We start from the raw sequence: 14,784 nt of genomic DNA, 5'->3' as shown, positions 1-14,784 counted from the left end.
GAGTGCCCCAGTCTTTTGCGCAGGACACTCTCTGAATATATCATGATACATCGGTAAACAACCCGATATATTTTATCATAAAACCTTGCGGAAAGCGAATAAAAGGAGAGCTTTTTGCTCTCCTTTTATTTCTCGCTTTTTGAGGAAATGTATTTTTCTTTTGCTTTATTATGCTCTTTTAGCGTTTTTGTAAATACGACCTCACCATTTGATTTAGCTAAGAAGTACAGATAGTCTGTTTGATCTGGATGCAGCGCCGCTTCCCATGACGAAATGCCGGCGTTGGCAATCGGTCCTGGAGTCAGTCCTGTGTTTTTATACGTGTTGTACGGTGAATCGATTTCCAGATCCTTATAAAGCACCCGATTTTTATGCTTGCCTGCCGCATACAGCACAGTCGGATCTGTTTGAAGCGGCATTTTCTCTTTCAAGCGGTTATAAAAGACGCTTGCAATTTTATGGCGATCGGCTTTTTCAGTGGCTTCTGCCTCAATCAAAGAAGCCATTGTCAGCAGCTTATGCACAGAAAGTTTATTTTTCTTCATTTCTGGTTTGACAGTTTCGACATGAGCGTTTGTCTGTTTGATCATGGCCGTGATCATATCTTCAAGTGATGTGTCTGGATCGTTAAAAGGATATGTAGCCGGGAATAAGTACCCTTCCAGCGGGTGTTTCACGTTTTTATTGAACACATCGTTTGTCACAGTGTCCGGGAATTCTTTCTTCAGTTGATTGATAAATGTTTTATCGTCCAGTTTAGCTAAGATTTGCTTTTTAGAGTATTTTGTTTCCTCAGCGATAGCGTCCGCAATTTGTGTCAGCTGTGCTCCCTCAGTCACCGTAATTTGAAAAGCGTAGCTTGTAGCACCGCTTGTCAGCTTATGAATAATGGCATCCAAATCCATTCCTTTATTCAGATGGTAGTATCCCGCCTGAAACCCGGAAGCACCTTTATACTTCACATAATACTGAAAAGCTTTCTCGCTTTTTATAACGTCGTTTTTCTTTAATATCGATGCGATAGCCGAAACAGACGAACCGCTCGGAATGTTAATGTTAACTGTCGTTTTACTGTCTTTTTCTACAGGTTCAAGCAATGACTTCCCATATAAAAATGCCCCGCCAATGATGAGAAGCAGCACAATAATGGAAGACAGTATAATTCTTTTTTTCGTAAAAAATGATTTTTTTTGCTGATTGATATACATTAGGTCTCCTCCCATCAGCTCTTATACTACATGATTCATTGTAGTTCGGCAATTTATTACAAAAAAAGGGGGATAGACGTCTTCATAAAGCAGAAAAAAGCCGGAGCAATTCAGCTCCGGCTTTCGTTGTTTGACGCGGTATTTTATTCTTCGTCTTCGTCTGCTAAGAACGTGTTCAATGTTTCTTCGATCATATCCCATTCTTCGTCAGTTTCGATCGGGAATAACTCACCATTTTCACCGTTTTCGTTTGGCGTGAAACTGGAAGCAAGAATTTCTACTTCGTCGTCATTTTTTGCTTCCATTGGGTAGTACAGCACATATGACTTGCCAAACTCTTCGTTTTCAAATGTAAACAGCACTTCGCAAAGCTGTTCATTTCCTTGTTCGTCAACAATTGTAATATTATTTTCGCCGTGTTCCATTTTCTTCACCTCTGGCTTTAATTTAAGCTGTCAAGATATCCTTGCAAAATCAAAACAGCCGCCATTTTATCAATGACTTTTTTTCGTTTTTGCCTGCTGACATCAGCTGCAATCAGCATTTTCTCAGCCGCCATTGTGGTAAGACGCTCGTCCCACAACACAACAGGAACATTGTACGTTGTTTCAAGCACTTTCGCAAATGTTTGGCTGGCTTCGCCTCTCGGGCCGACTGTTCCGTTCATGTTCTTCGGAAAGCCGAGCACGATTTTATCTATAGTATCGTCCTTTATCAGTTCAGATAAACGGGATAAACCATAATCGCCTTCCGCTTCATTAATCTTAATGGTCTCAATGCCTTGAGCAGTCCAGCCCATTTCATCGCTCAGAGCAACACCGAGTGTTTTGGTTCCTAAATCGAGTCCTAATATTCTCATGTTTTGTTTACGCCTCTTTATGCTGTTCTAAATAAGACTTTACCAATTCCTCGATTAATTCGTCTCTTTCGAGTTTGCGAATTAAATTGCGAGCGTCACGATGCCTAGGAATATAAGCGGGATCACCTGACAGCAAGTATCCGACAATCTGATTGATTGGATTGTAGCCCTTTTCCTGAAGCGCGTCATATACTGTAATCAGCACCTCATTTACATTAGTCTCAGCAGAATCATCGGAGAAATTAAATTTCATCGTTTTATCAAACGAGCTCACCGTTTTGCACCTCTTTCCCAAATTCGCAGGCAAAGTTCAGCCTGGATCCTAATCTTACCATCATTCTACACTACATGGGCAAATTATAAAACGGATTTCACCCAATCTTCTACAGAAGCAAGAGCTTCTTCTAATTTTTCCGGCTGCTTGCCGCCTGCCTGCGCCATATCCGGACGGCCTCCGCCGCCTCCGCCGCAAACTTCCGCAGCTTGCTTCACGAGCTTGCCGGCATGAAGGCCCTTCTCAATGAGATCCTTTGTTACACCGGCAGAGATATTGACTTTATCATTTTGCACCGCGCCCAGCACAATCACCGCAGAGCCAAGCTTTGCTTTCAGCTCATCCACCATTGTACGGAGGTGGTTCATGTCTTTTGCATTTACTTTTTCCGCGAGCACACTGACGCCGTCAACGTCTTTTACTTGTGAAAGGATCGCGCCTGCTTCCACATTGCCGAGTTTTGCTAGAAGAGATTCGTTTTCTCTTTGTGCGTCTTTAAGTTCAGCCTGCAGAGCCGCAACCCGTTTCGGCACTTCTTTGATATTTGTTTTCAGCTCGTCAGCAGTCTGTTTTAACACTGAAATTTGGCTGTTCATTTCGACATAAGCGCCTTGTCCGGTTACAGCTTCAATCCGTCTTGTTCCCGCACCGATTCCAGATTCAGAAACGATTTTAAACAGGCCGATTTCCGCTGTATTTCTGACGTGGCAGCCGCCGCACAGCTCTAAGCTGTACTCTCCGACTTGAACGACACGGACAATATCGCCGTATTTTTCTCCGAACAGAGCCATCGCGCCCATTTCTTTTGCCTCAGAGATCGGCTTCAGGTCAATGCTGACCGGGATGCTTGCCCAGATCTTTTCGTTGACGATTCTTTCAATTTGTTCAAGTTCTTCTGTTGTCACTTGGCCAAAATGCGAGAAGTCAAAACGAAGACGGTTTTCTGTCACAAGAGATCCTGCCTGATTGACATGCGCTCCCAGTACATCTTTTAGCGCTTGGTGTAATAAATGTGTTGCTGTATGGTTTTTAATGACGCCGCTTCTCATATGGTCTTCAACTTCAGCAGTTACATGAAGGCCTTTTTGAACAGAACCGCTCTCAACAATACCTTCATGCACATGCTGGCCGTTCGGCGCTTTTTGCACATCTTTAATTCTTACGACTGCCTGTTCGCTGCGGAGATAGCCTTTATCGCCGATCTGGCCGCCGCTTTCTGCATAGAACGGAGTTTCATCAAGAATGATTTGAACACTTTCTCCTTCATGCGCCTCTTCAATGAATTGGCCGTCCTGAAGAAGCACAATGACATTGGCCTCAGCTTTTGTTTGAGCGTATCCGACAAATGTGCTTTCATCGGTAACATCGCGTAATGCGCCGCCCTGCACCTGCATGCTGCCGACATCCTGACGAGCGTTTCTTGCGCGTTCACGCTGCTGATTCATTTCTTCTTCAAACCCTTGATGGTCAACCGTCATGTTCTCGTCTTCCGCGTATTCTTCAGTCAGCTCGACCGGGAATCCGTACGTATCGTAAAGTTTAAACACGTCAGCACCTGAAATCACGCTGCTGCCCTTGTCTTTTTCCTTTTTGATCATTTCTGACAGGATGGCAAGCCCTTCATTAAGGGTTTCATGGAAGCGCTCTTCCTCGGTTTTGATCACTTTTGCAATGAAATCTGCTTTCTCTTTGACTTCAGGATAGAAATCAGCCATGATTTCAGCGACAACCGGCACTAAATCGTACATGAACGGACGGTGGATGTTGATTGTTTTGGCATAACGCACAGCACGGCGCAATAAGCGTCTTAATACATAGCCGCGGCCTTCATTTGACGGAAGCGCTCCGTCACTGACAGCAAAGGCAACCGTTCTGATATGGTCGGCAATCACTTTAAACGCAGTGTCTTTTACATTATCTTCACCATAAGCTTCACCAGAAATGGTTTCTGTCGCTTTGATAATCGGAACAAACAAATCAGTATCAAAGTTTGTCGGAACATTTTGGATGACAGATACCATTCTTTCAAGTCCCATGCCCGTATCAATATTTTTCTTCGGAAGCGGTGTATATGTGCCGTCAGGGTTATGGTTGAACTCAGAGAACACAAGGTTCCACACTTCCAAGTAACGGTCGTTTTCTCCGCCAGGGTAAAGCTCCGGATCTTCTGGATCATTGCCGTATGCTTCACCGCGATCGTAGAAAATTTCAGTATTCGGGCCGCTCGGACCTTCACCAATATCCCAGAAATTCCCTTCAAGACGGATGATTCTTTCTTCAGGAATGCCAATTTTTTTCGCCCAGAACTCATATGCCTCTTCATCTTCAGGGTGAACGGTAACAGAAAGAAGCTCCTCATCGAAGCCGATCCACTTGTCACTCGTTAAAAATTCCCAAGCCCATGTAATGGCTTCTTCTTTGAAATAATCACCGATGGAAAAGTTTCCGAGCATTTCAAAAAATGTATGATGGCGCGCAGTTTTCCCTACATTTTCTATATCATTTGTTCTGATCGCTTTTTGAGCGTTTACGATTCTTGGATTTTCCGGAACGACTCGGCCGTCAAAATATTTTTTCAGCGTCGCAACCCCGCTGTTGATCCAAAGCAGGGAAGGATCCTCATGAGGCACTAATGACGCGCTGGGCTCGACCGCATGTCCTTTTTCTTTAAAGAAATCCAAAAACATTTGACGCACTTCCGCAGAAGTTAAGTGTTTCATTATATGTCCTCCTCTATAAAAATCGAAATTCTCTTCAGTGACAGCAAAAAAGCCCTCCCCCTATGCAAACCACGCGTTTACACAGGGACGAGAGCTTGCTCGCGGTACCACCCTGATTACGGGCATGATCATTCGCCCGTCACCTTTTACCCTGTAACGCAGGGATGTGCGGCAGTGATTAACTGCACTCAGGATTAGCTTCCTCCGATCTTCTGCTAAAGCTCCTTTCAGCTTGCGGAGCTTCTCTCTTTAACAGGGCTTCGGTGTACTCAGATCCGTCACTCGAGATTCGTATGTATTCTACGAGAAATTATAGACAAGCTGCACGCCAATGTCAATGCTCCGTCCTCATCCGCAAAAAATGGATCATCATCACTTTTAAAACAGCCGCCGCCGGAACAGCCAGTATCATTCCGATGATGCCGGCAAGCTCTCCTCCGGCAAGCAGCGCAAGCATAATGACGACAGGATGCATTTTAAGACTCCTGCCGACAATGAACGGACTGAGGATGTTTCCCTCCATAAACTGCAGAATAAACACTGTCATCACCACGACAAGAACAGCCTTTACCGAGATGGTCATGGCAATTAAAAGCGCAGGAACAGCTCCAATGAAAGGTCCAAAATACGGGATGACATTCGTTATTCCAGAAATAAGACCTAAAATCAGCGGATACGGAAGCCCGAATATCCAGAAGGTAATGCCTGCAATCACGCCGAGAATCAAGCAGACGAGAAGCTGGCCGCGAATGTAATCGCCAAGGGAGTCATCCACATCCCGCAAGAAGGCGCTGCCCCGTTTTCTCCACGATTTCGGAGTCAAATACCATACTGTCTTTTTCATCAGCTCAATATCCTTTACTATATAAAATACGAGAAAAGGAATGGTTGCCGCAATCAAGAAATAATCAAGCACGTTGCGAATTCCGCTGATCGCACCTTCGATTGTCCCGGCAAAAAACGCCTCTGTCTGGCGGATCATTTTATCTATCCGATGATGCATGCCGTCAGGCCAGTCATCCGTATGGTTATGTACATGAAGAAGAAGCCCATTATATGTTTCGGCAAACATAGGTATATTTTCTGATAAATCCGTCAGCTGTACAATTAAAACAGGCACTCCTTTATACAGCGCCCAGCCAATCCCGCCAAAAAAAAGAATATAAATAATAAGGATGCTCAAAGTCCTCGGCAATCCTTTGCCGTGCAGCCACTCTGTCACCGGCAGCAATAAATAAGAAATAAAAATGGAAATTACCAAAGGAATAAAGATCGTTTTTATGACAAGCCAAAAAGGCGACCATAACATATCTAACATCAAAAAAACGTAAACGATTAATAGAATCAGCAAACAAATGGCCGCCCACAACAAAATCCGCACCGGTTTTTGAAGCATCTGCTCTCACCTCTTCTATATCATTTGAGGAACGGGGCGAATTATTCTTTCTCCTACAACAAAAAGGATACTCTCCTGAGAGTATCCTTTTTCGCATTAAAACATTTTTGTTATTTTTCTTCTCATCCGCTTCATGCTTCGATTATTCAGCATGTCAGATTGAGTCGCCATTCGGTACACGAGAGCTCCTGCTCCCATTGCCAAAAGTGAAGTCATCGTCCGATTCATCCTGCGCATCTCCTTCCATCATTAAAAATTGATGCTGCGTTCATCCTCAGAAAACAAATCATCCAAGCTGCTTAACGTTCCGTCTTCTTCCACCTGATGAGTTGCAATCTTCCCTTTCGCCACTGTCAGTTCAATAAAACAGCTCCAGCAATAATATTGGTTCACGCCGATTTTTCCGATATCTTTACTTTTGCAGTTCGGGCATATAAGCATACTTCACACCTCTATCCGTTCAGGACGATCTCGTCTTTTCTCACCTCGACAAGCGAATCCGCTCTTTGGATTTGGCGCTTGCTTCCCGCCAGATCAGAAAAGAAACCATCCGAGAGTTCATATGCTACGATTATGCCCCTGTCCAAACAAAAGTATACATCTTCCAGCATCCCCAATACATCCCCCTGCTCCGATTTCACGAGCTTCATTTTCATCTGCTCGTACGTGAAGCATGATTTCGGAATGGGCAGAAGCTGATCAGAACTGACAGAAGCTAATATGCGGTCATCAAGTATGCAAGAAATATCACACGCGCGCAAAAGCACATGATGATGATGCAAAAATCGTTTTTGTGCAAGAATAAATCCGAGACAATCTCCTTTCAACGAAAAACAAATATCGGAAATTGTCCCAAGATAACAAGAAGTTCGTTCTGAGTATACTGAGAATCCTTCTACTTCATGGCATGTTCTCAAAGTGTGATCTACCACCTTTTGTTGAACAGGCTTAGGTTTTGCTTTGCGCCTTGGACTCATACAATGAAAAAACTCCCGCTGACACGGGAGTTTTTTACAGCTGTTCTTCTTTCATAAAATCAAATGGCGTTATGCCTTCCATTCCTATATTGGCGTCGTGGACGCTGAACGGGAGCTCTTTTTGCAAAGCTTCGAGCTCGGCGTCCATTTCCTCCGCCTGTAATGACAGCCTGTTTCTCAAGGACGTCTGTCTGACAGTCGCGTCATTATTTTTCACGCCCCACTCGAGCGCCTCCTCTTCTCCGCATAAAATGAGAAATTTCTTCGCCCTTGTAATCGCGGTATATAGGAGGTTTCTTCTGAGCATTCTATAGTAGCCTTTCACAACAGGCAAAACCACAATCGGAAATTCACTTCCTTGCGATTTATGAATCGAGCAGCAATACGCATGGGTAAACTGGTTAAAATCTTTTTTCGTAAACGTCATTTCATGCCCGTCAAAAGAAACGACAGCCATGTCTTCTTTTTCTGTATTTTCCTTCGCGTAAAATATCGACGTAATTTCGCCGATATCCCCGTTGAACACATTGTTCTCCGGTTGATTGACAAGCTGCAAAATTTTATCCCCGGTTCTGTAGACCACATCTCCGAACTTTAATTCTCTCCGTTTTTCTTTAGGAGGATTTAAAATGTCCTGAAGCAGCACATTCAGCTCATTGATGCCGGCTTTTCCTCTGTACATCGGAGCGAGAACCTGAATATCTCTTGCTGTATACCCTTTTTTCAATGCATTGGCGACAACCTTCTCAACTACTTCTTTAATTTGCGAGCCTCCGCAGCGGATAAAAGAGCGGTCCTTCGTGGGGGCAGTCAAATTATTCGGAAGCAACCCATTTTTCATCTCGTGGGCAAGCTCAACGATTGATGATCCCTCCGCCTGCCGGTAGATGTCTGTTAGTCTCACAGTCGGAATCACCTGTGATGCCAAAAGGTCTCTAAGCACTTGGCCCGGACCGACAGAGGGCAGCTGATCTTCATCTCCGACAATGATGATTTGAATATGCTCAGGGATCGCCTTGAATAAATGATTTGCCAGCCAAATATCAAGCATGCTGGCTTCATCGATAATTAACAGCTTTCCTTCGATCGGCTGGTCCTCTGTATGTGTAAAGCCTTCAGCGCCGTTCCAGCCAAGCAGCCTGTGAATCGTGACTGCCGGAAGGCCTGTTGATTCACTCATCCGTTTCGCCGCTCTTCCTGTCGGCGCGGCCAATACAACCGGAAAAGCTTCATCCTTTTTATAAGCTGACGGGTCCAGTGACACACCGTGAAGCTCTCCGTACAGTTCAACAATTCCTCTGATGACCGTCGTTTTCCCTGTTCCCGGGCCTCCCGTTAAAAGAAGCATCGGGGAGGAAAGAGCTTTTTGAATCGCTTCCTTCTGGCTTGGGGCATACTGAACGTTCATCCGTTCTTCCAGTTCTCCTAAAGCGAGCAGAAATTCTGATTCAGGAAACTGATCATCATATTCGGTTTGGCTTGCGATATGCTGTACACGCTTTGCAACGTTTTGTTCTGCGTAAAACAGCGATGGGAAATAACAGCGGCCATCCTCTATGATAATGTCTTTATTTTCTCCAAGGGCAATAATTGCGTTAGCGGCATCCATTTCTGTAATACGCTGTCCTTCCCTTGCTGACTGGTTTAGCAGAGATTGTGTATCAATGATCAGTTGCTCCGTTTCTATGTACGTATGCCCCTCCGACAGACAAGTTGTTTCAAGCGTATACAAAATGGCGGCTTTTATCCGCTCAGGATGATTCCCAGAAAGCCCCATTCTGCCGCCAAGCTCATCCGCTTTCCCAAATCCGATGCCTTCTACATCCTTCACAAGCTGATATGGGTTTTCCTGAATTTTTTCAAGCGTCTCGGATTCATAGGCCTGATAGATTTTCATCGACAGCTGAGGACCGAAGCCAAACTGATTCAAGGAAATCATAATTTGCTCCAGCCCCTGATGCCTCTGCAAGGCGCCGGCTAGTGTATCAGCTTTCTTTTTTGACAGCCTCGGTACATCATAAAGCACTGAAGCGTCAGCCAAAATTTTATTAATGGCACTGTCGCCCAGCTTTTTTACAATTTCTTCGGCTGTTTTTTTGCCGATTCCCTCGAACAAATCACTCGATAAATAGTGAATGATGCCTTCCTTAGTTGTCGGGATCTCCTTTCTGAAATGCTCCGCTTGAAATTGAAGCCCAAATTTTGGATGGGTTACGATCTTTCCGTAAAACGTGTATGTCTCTTCTTCTTGAAGCGCAGGGAAGTAGCCCGTCACAGATACGGCTTTTTCTTCAATCGCTTCGGAGGTCTCTATGACTTTTACTTTCAGAACCGTATATAAATTGGTGTCATTATGATAGATGACTGTATTGACTGTGCCTTTTAAATAGGGCTCTTCCTCCAGTTTAAGCTGATCCGGATGCTGCTGCACGAGCTGTCCCTCCTCCTGTGCCTGTTATGATGGATCGATCAGTTTTTTAGCATGAAGCGCAAGCATATGGTCTGGCTGGATGTCGATCGCCCTGTCCAGCATTTCCAGTGCTTTGTCTCGATTTTCTTTATAAGCATAAGCAACGCCGGCATTGTAAAATGCATCAGCGTGCCCAGGATCCTGTTCTGTTACAGCTGCGAATTGGCTGAGCGCTTCGTCCAGCATTTCCTCGTTCGCTAAGCACATCCCGAATTGAAAGCGCGCCTCCGTATCATTTTCATTCAGCTCGACCGCTCTTTGTAAATATGGCAATGCAAGCTTAGGCTGTTCGAGCTTGACAAGAACCGTGCCGAGCATGTAAAAAAGGTCGCCGTTTTCCATTCCGGCACGAAGCGCTTTTTCAAACATATCTTTCGCTTCTTTGTACATTTCTTTTACCACATAGACATTTCCTGCACCGTAATAAGCAGTGGCTGCGCTATTGTCTAATTCAAGCGCTTTATCATAAAACGCAAGCGCACGTTCCAGCTCATTGACTGATGAAAGCAAGTTAGCAAAGTTGATATAGGGAATCGCGTCTTCTTTATTTTCTTCAATGGCTTTTGTAAATGCCTCAGCCGCTTTCTCGTAATCGCCTTCCTGCATCGCCTCTATACCGAGTTGATTAAAATCCACTGACCATCTTCCTTTCATTAAAAAACCCCAACTCTGTGTTGAGGTTTTTCATCTTTTATACGTACCACAATTTTGTCCCGTCTTTGTACACATCATCAATTGTTCCGCCGCCAAGGCATTCTTCGCCATCGTAGAACACAACAGCTTGTCCCGGCGTTACAGCGCGGACTTGTCCATCAAAGATGACTTCTGCTTCGTCTTCACCTGTCATGCGCACCGTTACTTTATGATCTTCTTGACGGTAACGGAATTTAGCCGTGCAGGACAACTCTTCGCCCTTCATGATGTCCGGACGAACCCAGCTGATATTTGTTGCTGTGATTTTGTCGGAATAAAGAAGCGGGTTGTGGAACCCTTGATCCACGTAAAGAATGTTCTTTTCAAGATCTTTACCAACCGCAAACCACGGCTCGCCGCTTCCGCCGATGCCAAGGCCGTGCCGCTGTCCGATTGTGTAGTACATCAATCCGTCGTGGCGTCCTTTTACTTCGCCGTCCATCGTCATCATATCGCCCGGCTGTGCAGGGAGATATTCGCTGAGAAACGTTTTGAAGTTGCGTTCGCCGATAAAACAGATGCCCGTACTGTCTTTTTTCGTCGCTGTAGCAAGATCTGCTTCTTTGGCCAGCTCACGCACACGGCTTTTTTGAAGCTCGCCGATCGGGAACATAACTCTGCTCAGCGTCTCTTCTGTCAGCTGATTCAAGAAATACGTTTGGTCCTTGTTTTCATCAATGCCGCGCAGCATTCTGACCTTACCGCCGCTTCTGTCCACTCTTGCATAGTGGCCAGTCGCTATATAGTCGGCGCCAAGTGACAGGGCATGCTCCAAAAATGCCTTGAATTTAATTTCTTTATTGCACAGCACATCCGGGTTCGGTGTTCTGCCTGCTGTATATTCATCAAGAAAGTATTGAAATACCTTCTCATAGTATTGCTTTTCAAAATTAACGGCATAGTACGGAATTCCGATTTGATTGCAGACGCGGATTACATCTTCATAATCCTCTGTCGCCGTGCAAAAACCATTTTCGTCCGTATCATCCCAGTTTTTCATAAAGATTCCGATTACATCATAGCCCTGTTCTTTTAACAGCAGGGCTGTCACAGAGGAGTCCACTCCGCCGGACATGCCGACGACGACTCTTGTATCCTCCGGCCGTTTTTCCATTTCATTCACTCCAATAGCTAAGCCGCCTTATTGTGTCAGCCGTTTTACAACATCAGCCACATGTTTGGCAGCGGTTTTCACTTCCTCAGCCGTATTGCCGAGGCCGAAGCTGATCCGAATTGACGACGTCAGCCGGTCACTTTCTTCTCCGAACATGGCAGTCAGAACATGAGACGGCAAGACTGAACCGGCCGTACACGCTGATCCGCTTGAGACAGCAACTCCTGCCATATCAAGATTCACCAGCAGCGCTTCCACTGAAATACCAGGGAAATAAAGATTCAGAACATGAGGCAAACTGTGTTCTTTGTCCCCGTTAATCTCGAATGCCACATCGGCATTTTCAAGCGTGTCGGCAATGATGGTTTTAAACGATTGATACTTCTCGTTTTTTTCATCCCGTTCTTCACTTGACAGCTTGATCGCTTCTTTCAGCCCGACAATGCCGGGAACATTTTCTGTTCCGGCACGGCGTTTCCTTTCTTGCTCTCCTCCGAATAAAAGCGGGGAGAGCTTTACATCTTTACTTGCATATAAAAAGCCTGTCCCTTTAGGCCCGTTGAGCTTGTGCCCAGAAACAGACAGAAGATCAATATGGCTGGTTTTCACATCAATTGGCAGCAGCCCGAATGCCTGAACAGCATCGGTATGAAAATAAGCCTGATGTTCCTTCAGCAGCTCACCGATTTCATCGATCGGCTGCACTGTCCCGACTTCATTATTTCCATACATCACTGTCACAAGGATTGTATCATCACGCAGTGCTTCTTTCACCTGTTTTGCACTGACTCTTCCATTTTGGCCAACATCCAGATATGTGACTTCAAAGCCGTCTTCCTCAAGTTTTTCACATGTGTGAAGCACAGCATGATGTTCAATTTTTGTCGTGATAATATGTCTGCCCAGATCTTTTCTTTGAAGAGCGGTTCCCATAATAGCCAAGTTATCGGCTTCCGTGCCCCCGCTTGTAAATATGATCTCCTGCTCTGCCGCTCCGATTTCTGAAGCGATCTGCGCTCTTGCTTCGTCCACCCATTTCCGAGATTCTCTACCAAATGAATGAATGCTGGATGGATTGCCGAAATTGCCGGAGAAATGCGGTATCATTTTTTCCAGCACACGCTCATCCATCGGAGACGTGGCGGCATGATCTAAATAAATCCGTTCCATTGTGTTTACACCTCTGATCTAAATATAGAACATATAAGCTTCTTGCTCTCCGTCTGTGTAACTTGCAAGATCCTCTAATGTTGTACTGTCTAAAACCTCTTTCACAGCGTCCCGGATGCGAATCCAGAGCTCACGCTTGGCAGGCTCCTCGTCTTCCAATACTTCTACAGGGCTGATCGGCCCTTCGAGTACACGGATAATATCTCCCGCCGTAATGGAAGCCGGCTCACTGCCTAATACATATCCGCCGTATGCGCCTCTGATGCTTTTTACTAAACCGGCATTTCGGAGCGGTGATACCAGCTGTTCCAAATAATGCTCGGACAAATTATTCGTCTGTGCGATGCTTTTTAATGAAGTCGGGCCTTCACCATGCTTTTTTGCAAGCTCGATCATAATCGTGAGCCCGTATCTTCCTTTAGTTGATATTTTCAACATGAACACCTCTGTTATTTCATGATATTCCACATTTATAATGGTGATTTCTGTATGATTCGTCCGTTTAATATCTAAAAGACCAACTGTTATTATAACACACCTTCAGCGAATTTTCATTGAGGCAGGCGGAAACAGGCCTTCTCCCTTTTCTATTGCCTGTTTTTCCGTTAACCTGTAAGTATGTAAGGAGAGATGACGATGAAGCCATTAGCATATCGGATGCGTCCGACAAAATTAGAGGATATTATCGGCCAGCAGCATCTTGTGGCTGAAGATAAAATGATCGGCAGAATGGTTCAGGCGAAGCATTTGTCATCCATGATTTTGTACGGGCCGCCCGGAATTGGAAAAACATCAATCGCAACAGCAATCGCTGGTTCGACAAGTATTGCTTTTCGAAAGCTGAATGCTGTCATTAACAATAAAAAAGATATGGAAATCGTAGCACAAGAAGCGAAAATGTCAGGCCAGGTGATTTTGATTCTAGATGAAGTTCACAGGCTGGATAAAGGAAAACAAGATTTTCTTTTGCCCTATTTAGAAAATGGAATGATCATTTTAATCGGGGCAACTACAGCTAACCCGTACCATGCCATTAATCCGGCGATCAGAAGCCGGACACAGATCTTTGAGCTTAAACCGTTAACCCCAGATCTGATTAAACAAGCTTTGGAAAGGGCGCTCCAAGACGAGCACAGGGGCCTTGGCACATATTCTGTATCCGTTGATGATCAGGCGATGGAGCATCTTGCCCGTGGATGCGGAGGCGATGTCCGTTCCGCTTTAAATGCGCTTGAGCTGGCCGTATTGTCAACGAAGGAGTCTTACGACGGGGTCATTCACATTACATTGGAAACCGCAGAGCAATGTTTGCAGAAAAAGAGCTTTTCTCACGATAAAGATGGTGATGCCCATTATGATGTATTGTCCGCTTTTCAAAAATCGATTCGCGGATCTGATGCCAATGCCGCTCTTCACTATTTGGCAAGATTAATTGAAGCCGGTGATATGGAAAGCATCGCGAGACGGCTGCTCGTCATTGCCTATGAAGATATCGGCCTAGCAAGCCCGCAAGCCGGCCCAAGAGTGCTGCACGCTGTTCAGACTGCTGAGCGAGTCGGATTTCCCGAAGCGCGAATCCCGCTGGCCAACGCAGTCATTGAACTTTGTCTCTCGCCAAAATCAAACTCAGCCATCTTGGCAATCGATGAGGCGCTTGCAGATATTAGAGCAGGAAAAATCGGCGATGTTCCGAAGCACTTAAAAGACGCACATTATAAAGGAGCACAGGAATTAGGAAGAGGAATCGACTATAAATACCCGCACAATTACGACAGCGGATGGGTCGAACAGCAATACCTCCCTGACCCTTTAAAGTACAAGCAATATTACAAGCCAAAACAGACAGGCAAGTTCGAGTCTGCTTTGAAGCAGGTATACGACAAATTAATGAAAAGAAAATAAA

15 protein-coding genes are annotated in these 14,784 nt (G+C 45.1%); 1 reads left to right on the top strand and 14 read right to left on the bottom strand.

Annotation, left to right across the window (positions count from 1 at the left end; translation table 11 throughout):
- Window positions 1-125: 125 nt before the first annotated feature.
- The 14 genes from mltG to cymR all read right to left on the bottom strand — a co-directional run bounded on the left by mltG (window position 126) and on the right by cymR (window position 13,316).
- Window positions 126-1,208: an endolytic transglycosylase MltG gene (gene mltG, locus BTW01_RS06940; protein ID WP_162102290.1), complete on the bottom strand. Its 1,083-nt coding sequence runs from the start codon at window positions 1,206-1,208 to the stop codon at window positions 126-128.
- A gap of 143 nt (window positions 1,209-1,351) precedes the next feature.
- Window positions 1,352-1,633 carry a DUF1292 domain-containing protein gene (locus BTW01_RS06935; RefSeq protein ID WP_162102289.1) on the bottom strand — a complete coding sequence of 94 codons (282 nt, stop codon included), beginning with the start codon at window positions 1,631-1,633 and terminating at the stop codon, window positions 1,352-1,354.
- 17 nt (window positions 1,634-1,650) lie between these two features.
- Entirely contained in the window at window positions 1,651-2,067 is a 417-nt protein-coding gene (gene ruvX / locus BTW01_RS06930; protein WP_162102288.1) for a Holliday junction resolvase RuvX, read from the bottom strand.
- Window positions 2,068-2,074: 7 nt separating this feature from the next.
- Window positions 2,075-2,341, bottom strand: a complete 267-nt coding sequence (locus BTW01_RS06925) for an IreB family regulatory phosphoprotein (RefSeq protein WP_003225903.1) — start codon at window positions 2,339-2,341, stop codon at window positions 2,075-2,077.
- An 83-nt stretch (window positions 2,342-2,424) separates the two neighbouring features.
- Window positions 2,425-5,061 carry an alanine--tRNA ligase gene (gene alaS / locus BTW01_RS06920; RefSeq protein WP_162102287.1) on the bottom strand — a complete coding sequence of 879 codons (2,637 nt, stop codon included), beginning with the start codon at window positions 5,059-5,061 and terminating at the stop codon, window positions 2,425-2,427.
- A 334-nt stretch (window positions 5,062-5,395) separates the two neighbouring features.
- Window positions 5,396-6,457 (bottom strand): AI-2E family transporter, encoded by a 1,062-nt coding sequence (locus BTW01_RS06915; RefSeq protein ID WP_162102286.1) that lies wholly within the window; start codon window positions 6,455-6,457, stop codon window positions 5,396-5,398.
- A 96-nt stretch (window positions 6,458-6,553) separates the two neighbouring features.
- Window positions 6,554-6,685 carry a YrzQ family protein gene (locus BTW01_RS06910; RefSeq protein WP_162102285.1) on the bottom strand — a complete coding sequence of 44 codons (132 nt, stop codon included), beginning with the start codon at window positions 6,683-6,685 and terminating at the stop codon, window positions 6,554-6,556.
- A 21-nt stretch (window positions 6,686-6,706) separates the two neighbouring features.
- Entirely contained in the window at window positions 6,707-6,898 is a 192-nt protein-coding gene (locus BTW01_RS06905) for a hypothetical protein (protein WP_087992266.1), read from the bottom strand.
- Between the two features lie 11 nt (window positions 6,899-6,909).
- Entirely contained in the window at window positions 6,910-7,434 is a 525-nt protein-coding gene (locus BTW01_RS06900) for a PRC-barrel domain-containing protein (protein WP_162102284.1), read from the bottom strand.
- A gap of 34 nt (window positions 7,435-7,468) precedes the next feature.
- Complete coding sequence (locus BTW01_RS06895; protein WP_162102283.1) at window positions 7,469-9,865, bottom strand: ATP-dependent RecD-like DNA helicase; 2,397 nt, start codon at window positions 9,863-9,865, stop codon at window positions 7,469-7,471.
- A gap of 24 nt (window positions 9,866-9,889) precedes the next feature.
- Entirely contained in the window at window positions 9,890-10,510 is a 621-nt protein-coding gene (locus tag BTW01_RS06890; protein ID WP_238391405.1) for a tetratricopeptide repeat protein, read from the bottom strand.
- A gap of 85 nt (window positions 10,511-10,595) precedes the next feature.
- Window positions 10,596-11,711 (bottom strand): tRNA 2-thiouridine(34) synthase MnmA, encoded by a 1,116-nt coding sequence (gene mnmA, locus BTW01_RS06885; protein WP_162102281.1) that lies wholly within the window; start codon window positions 11,709-11,711, stop codon window positions 10,596-10,598.
- 27 nt (window positions 11,712-11,738) lie between these two features.
- A complete protein-coding gene (locus BTW01_RS06880) occupies window positions 11,739-12,881 on the bottom strand; it encodes a cysteine desulfurase family protein (protein WP_162102280.1) in 1,143 nt (380 codons plus the stop codon).
- Between the two features lie 18 nt (window positions 12,882-12,899).
- Entirely contained in the window at window positions 12,900-13,316 is a 417-nt protein-coding gene (gene cymR / locus BTW01_RS06875; protein ID WP_162102279.1) for a cysteine metabolism transcriptional regulator CymR, read from the bottom strand.
- Window positions 13,317-13,517: 201 nt separating this feature from the next.
- Between cymR and BTW01_RS06870 the strand changes: the two genes are divergently transcribed.
- On the top strand, window positions 13,518-14,783 hold the full coding sequence (locus tag BTW01_RS06870) for a replication-associated recombination protein A (protein ID WP_162102278.1): 1,266 nt from the start codon (window positions 13,518-13,520) through the stop codon (window positions 14,781-14,783).
- The last annotated feature ends 1 nt before the right edge of the window (window position 14,784 follow it).

It is taken from the genome of Bacillus sp. SKDU12, from assembly GCF_010093085.1.
GTDB lineage: Bacteria > Bacillota > Bacilli > Bacillales > Bacillaceae > Bacillus > Bacillus mexicanus.
Note: the sequence above shows the minus strand (reverse complement) of the source record. Positions and strands in the feature narration are given on the sequence as shown.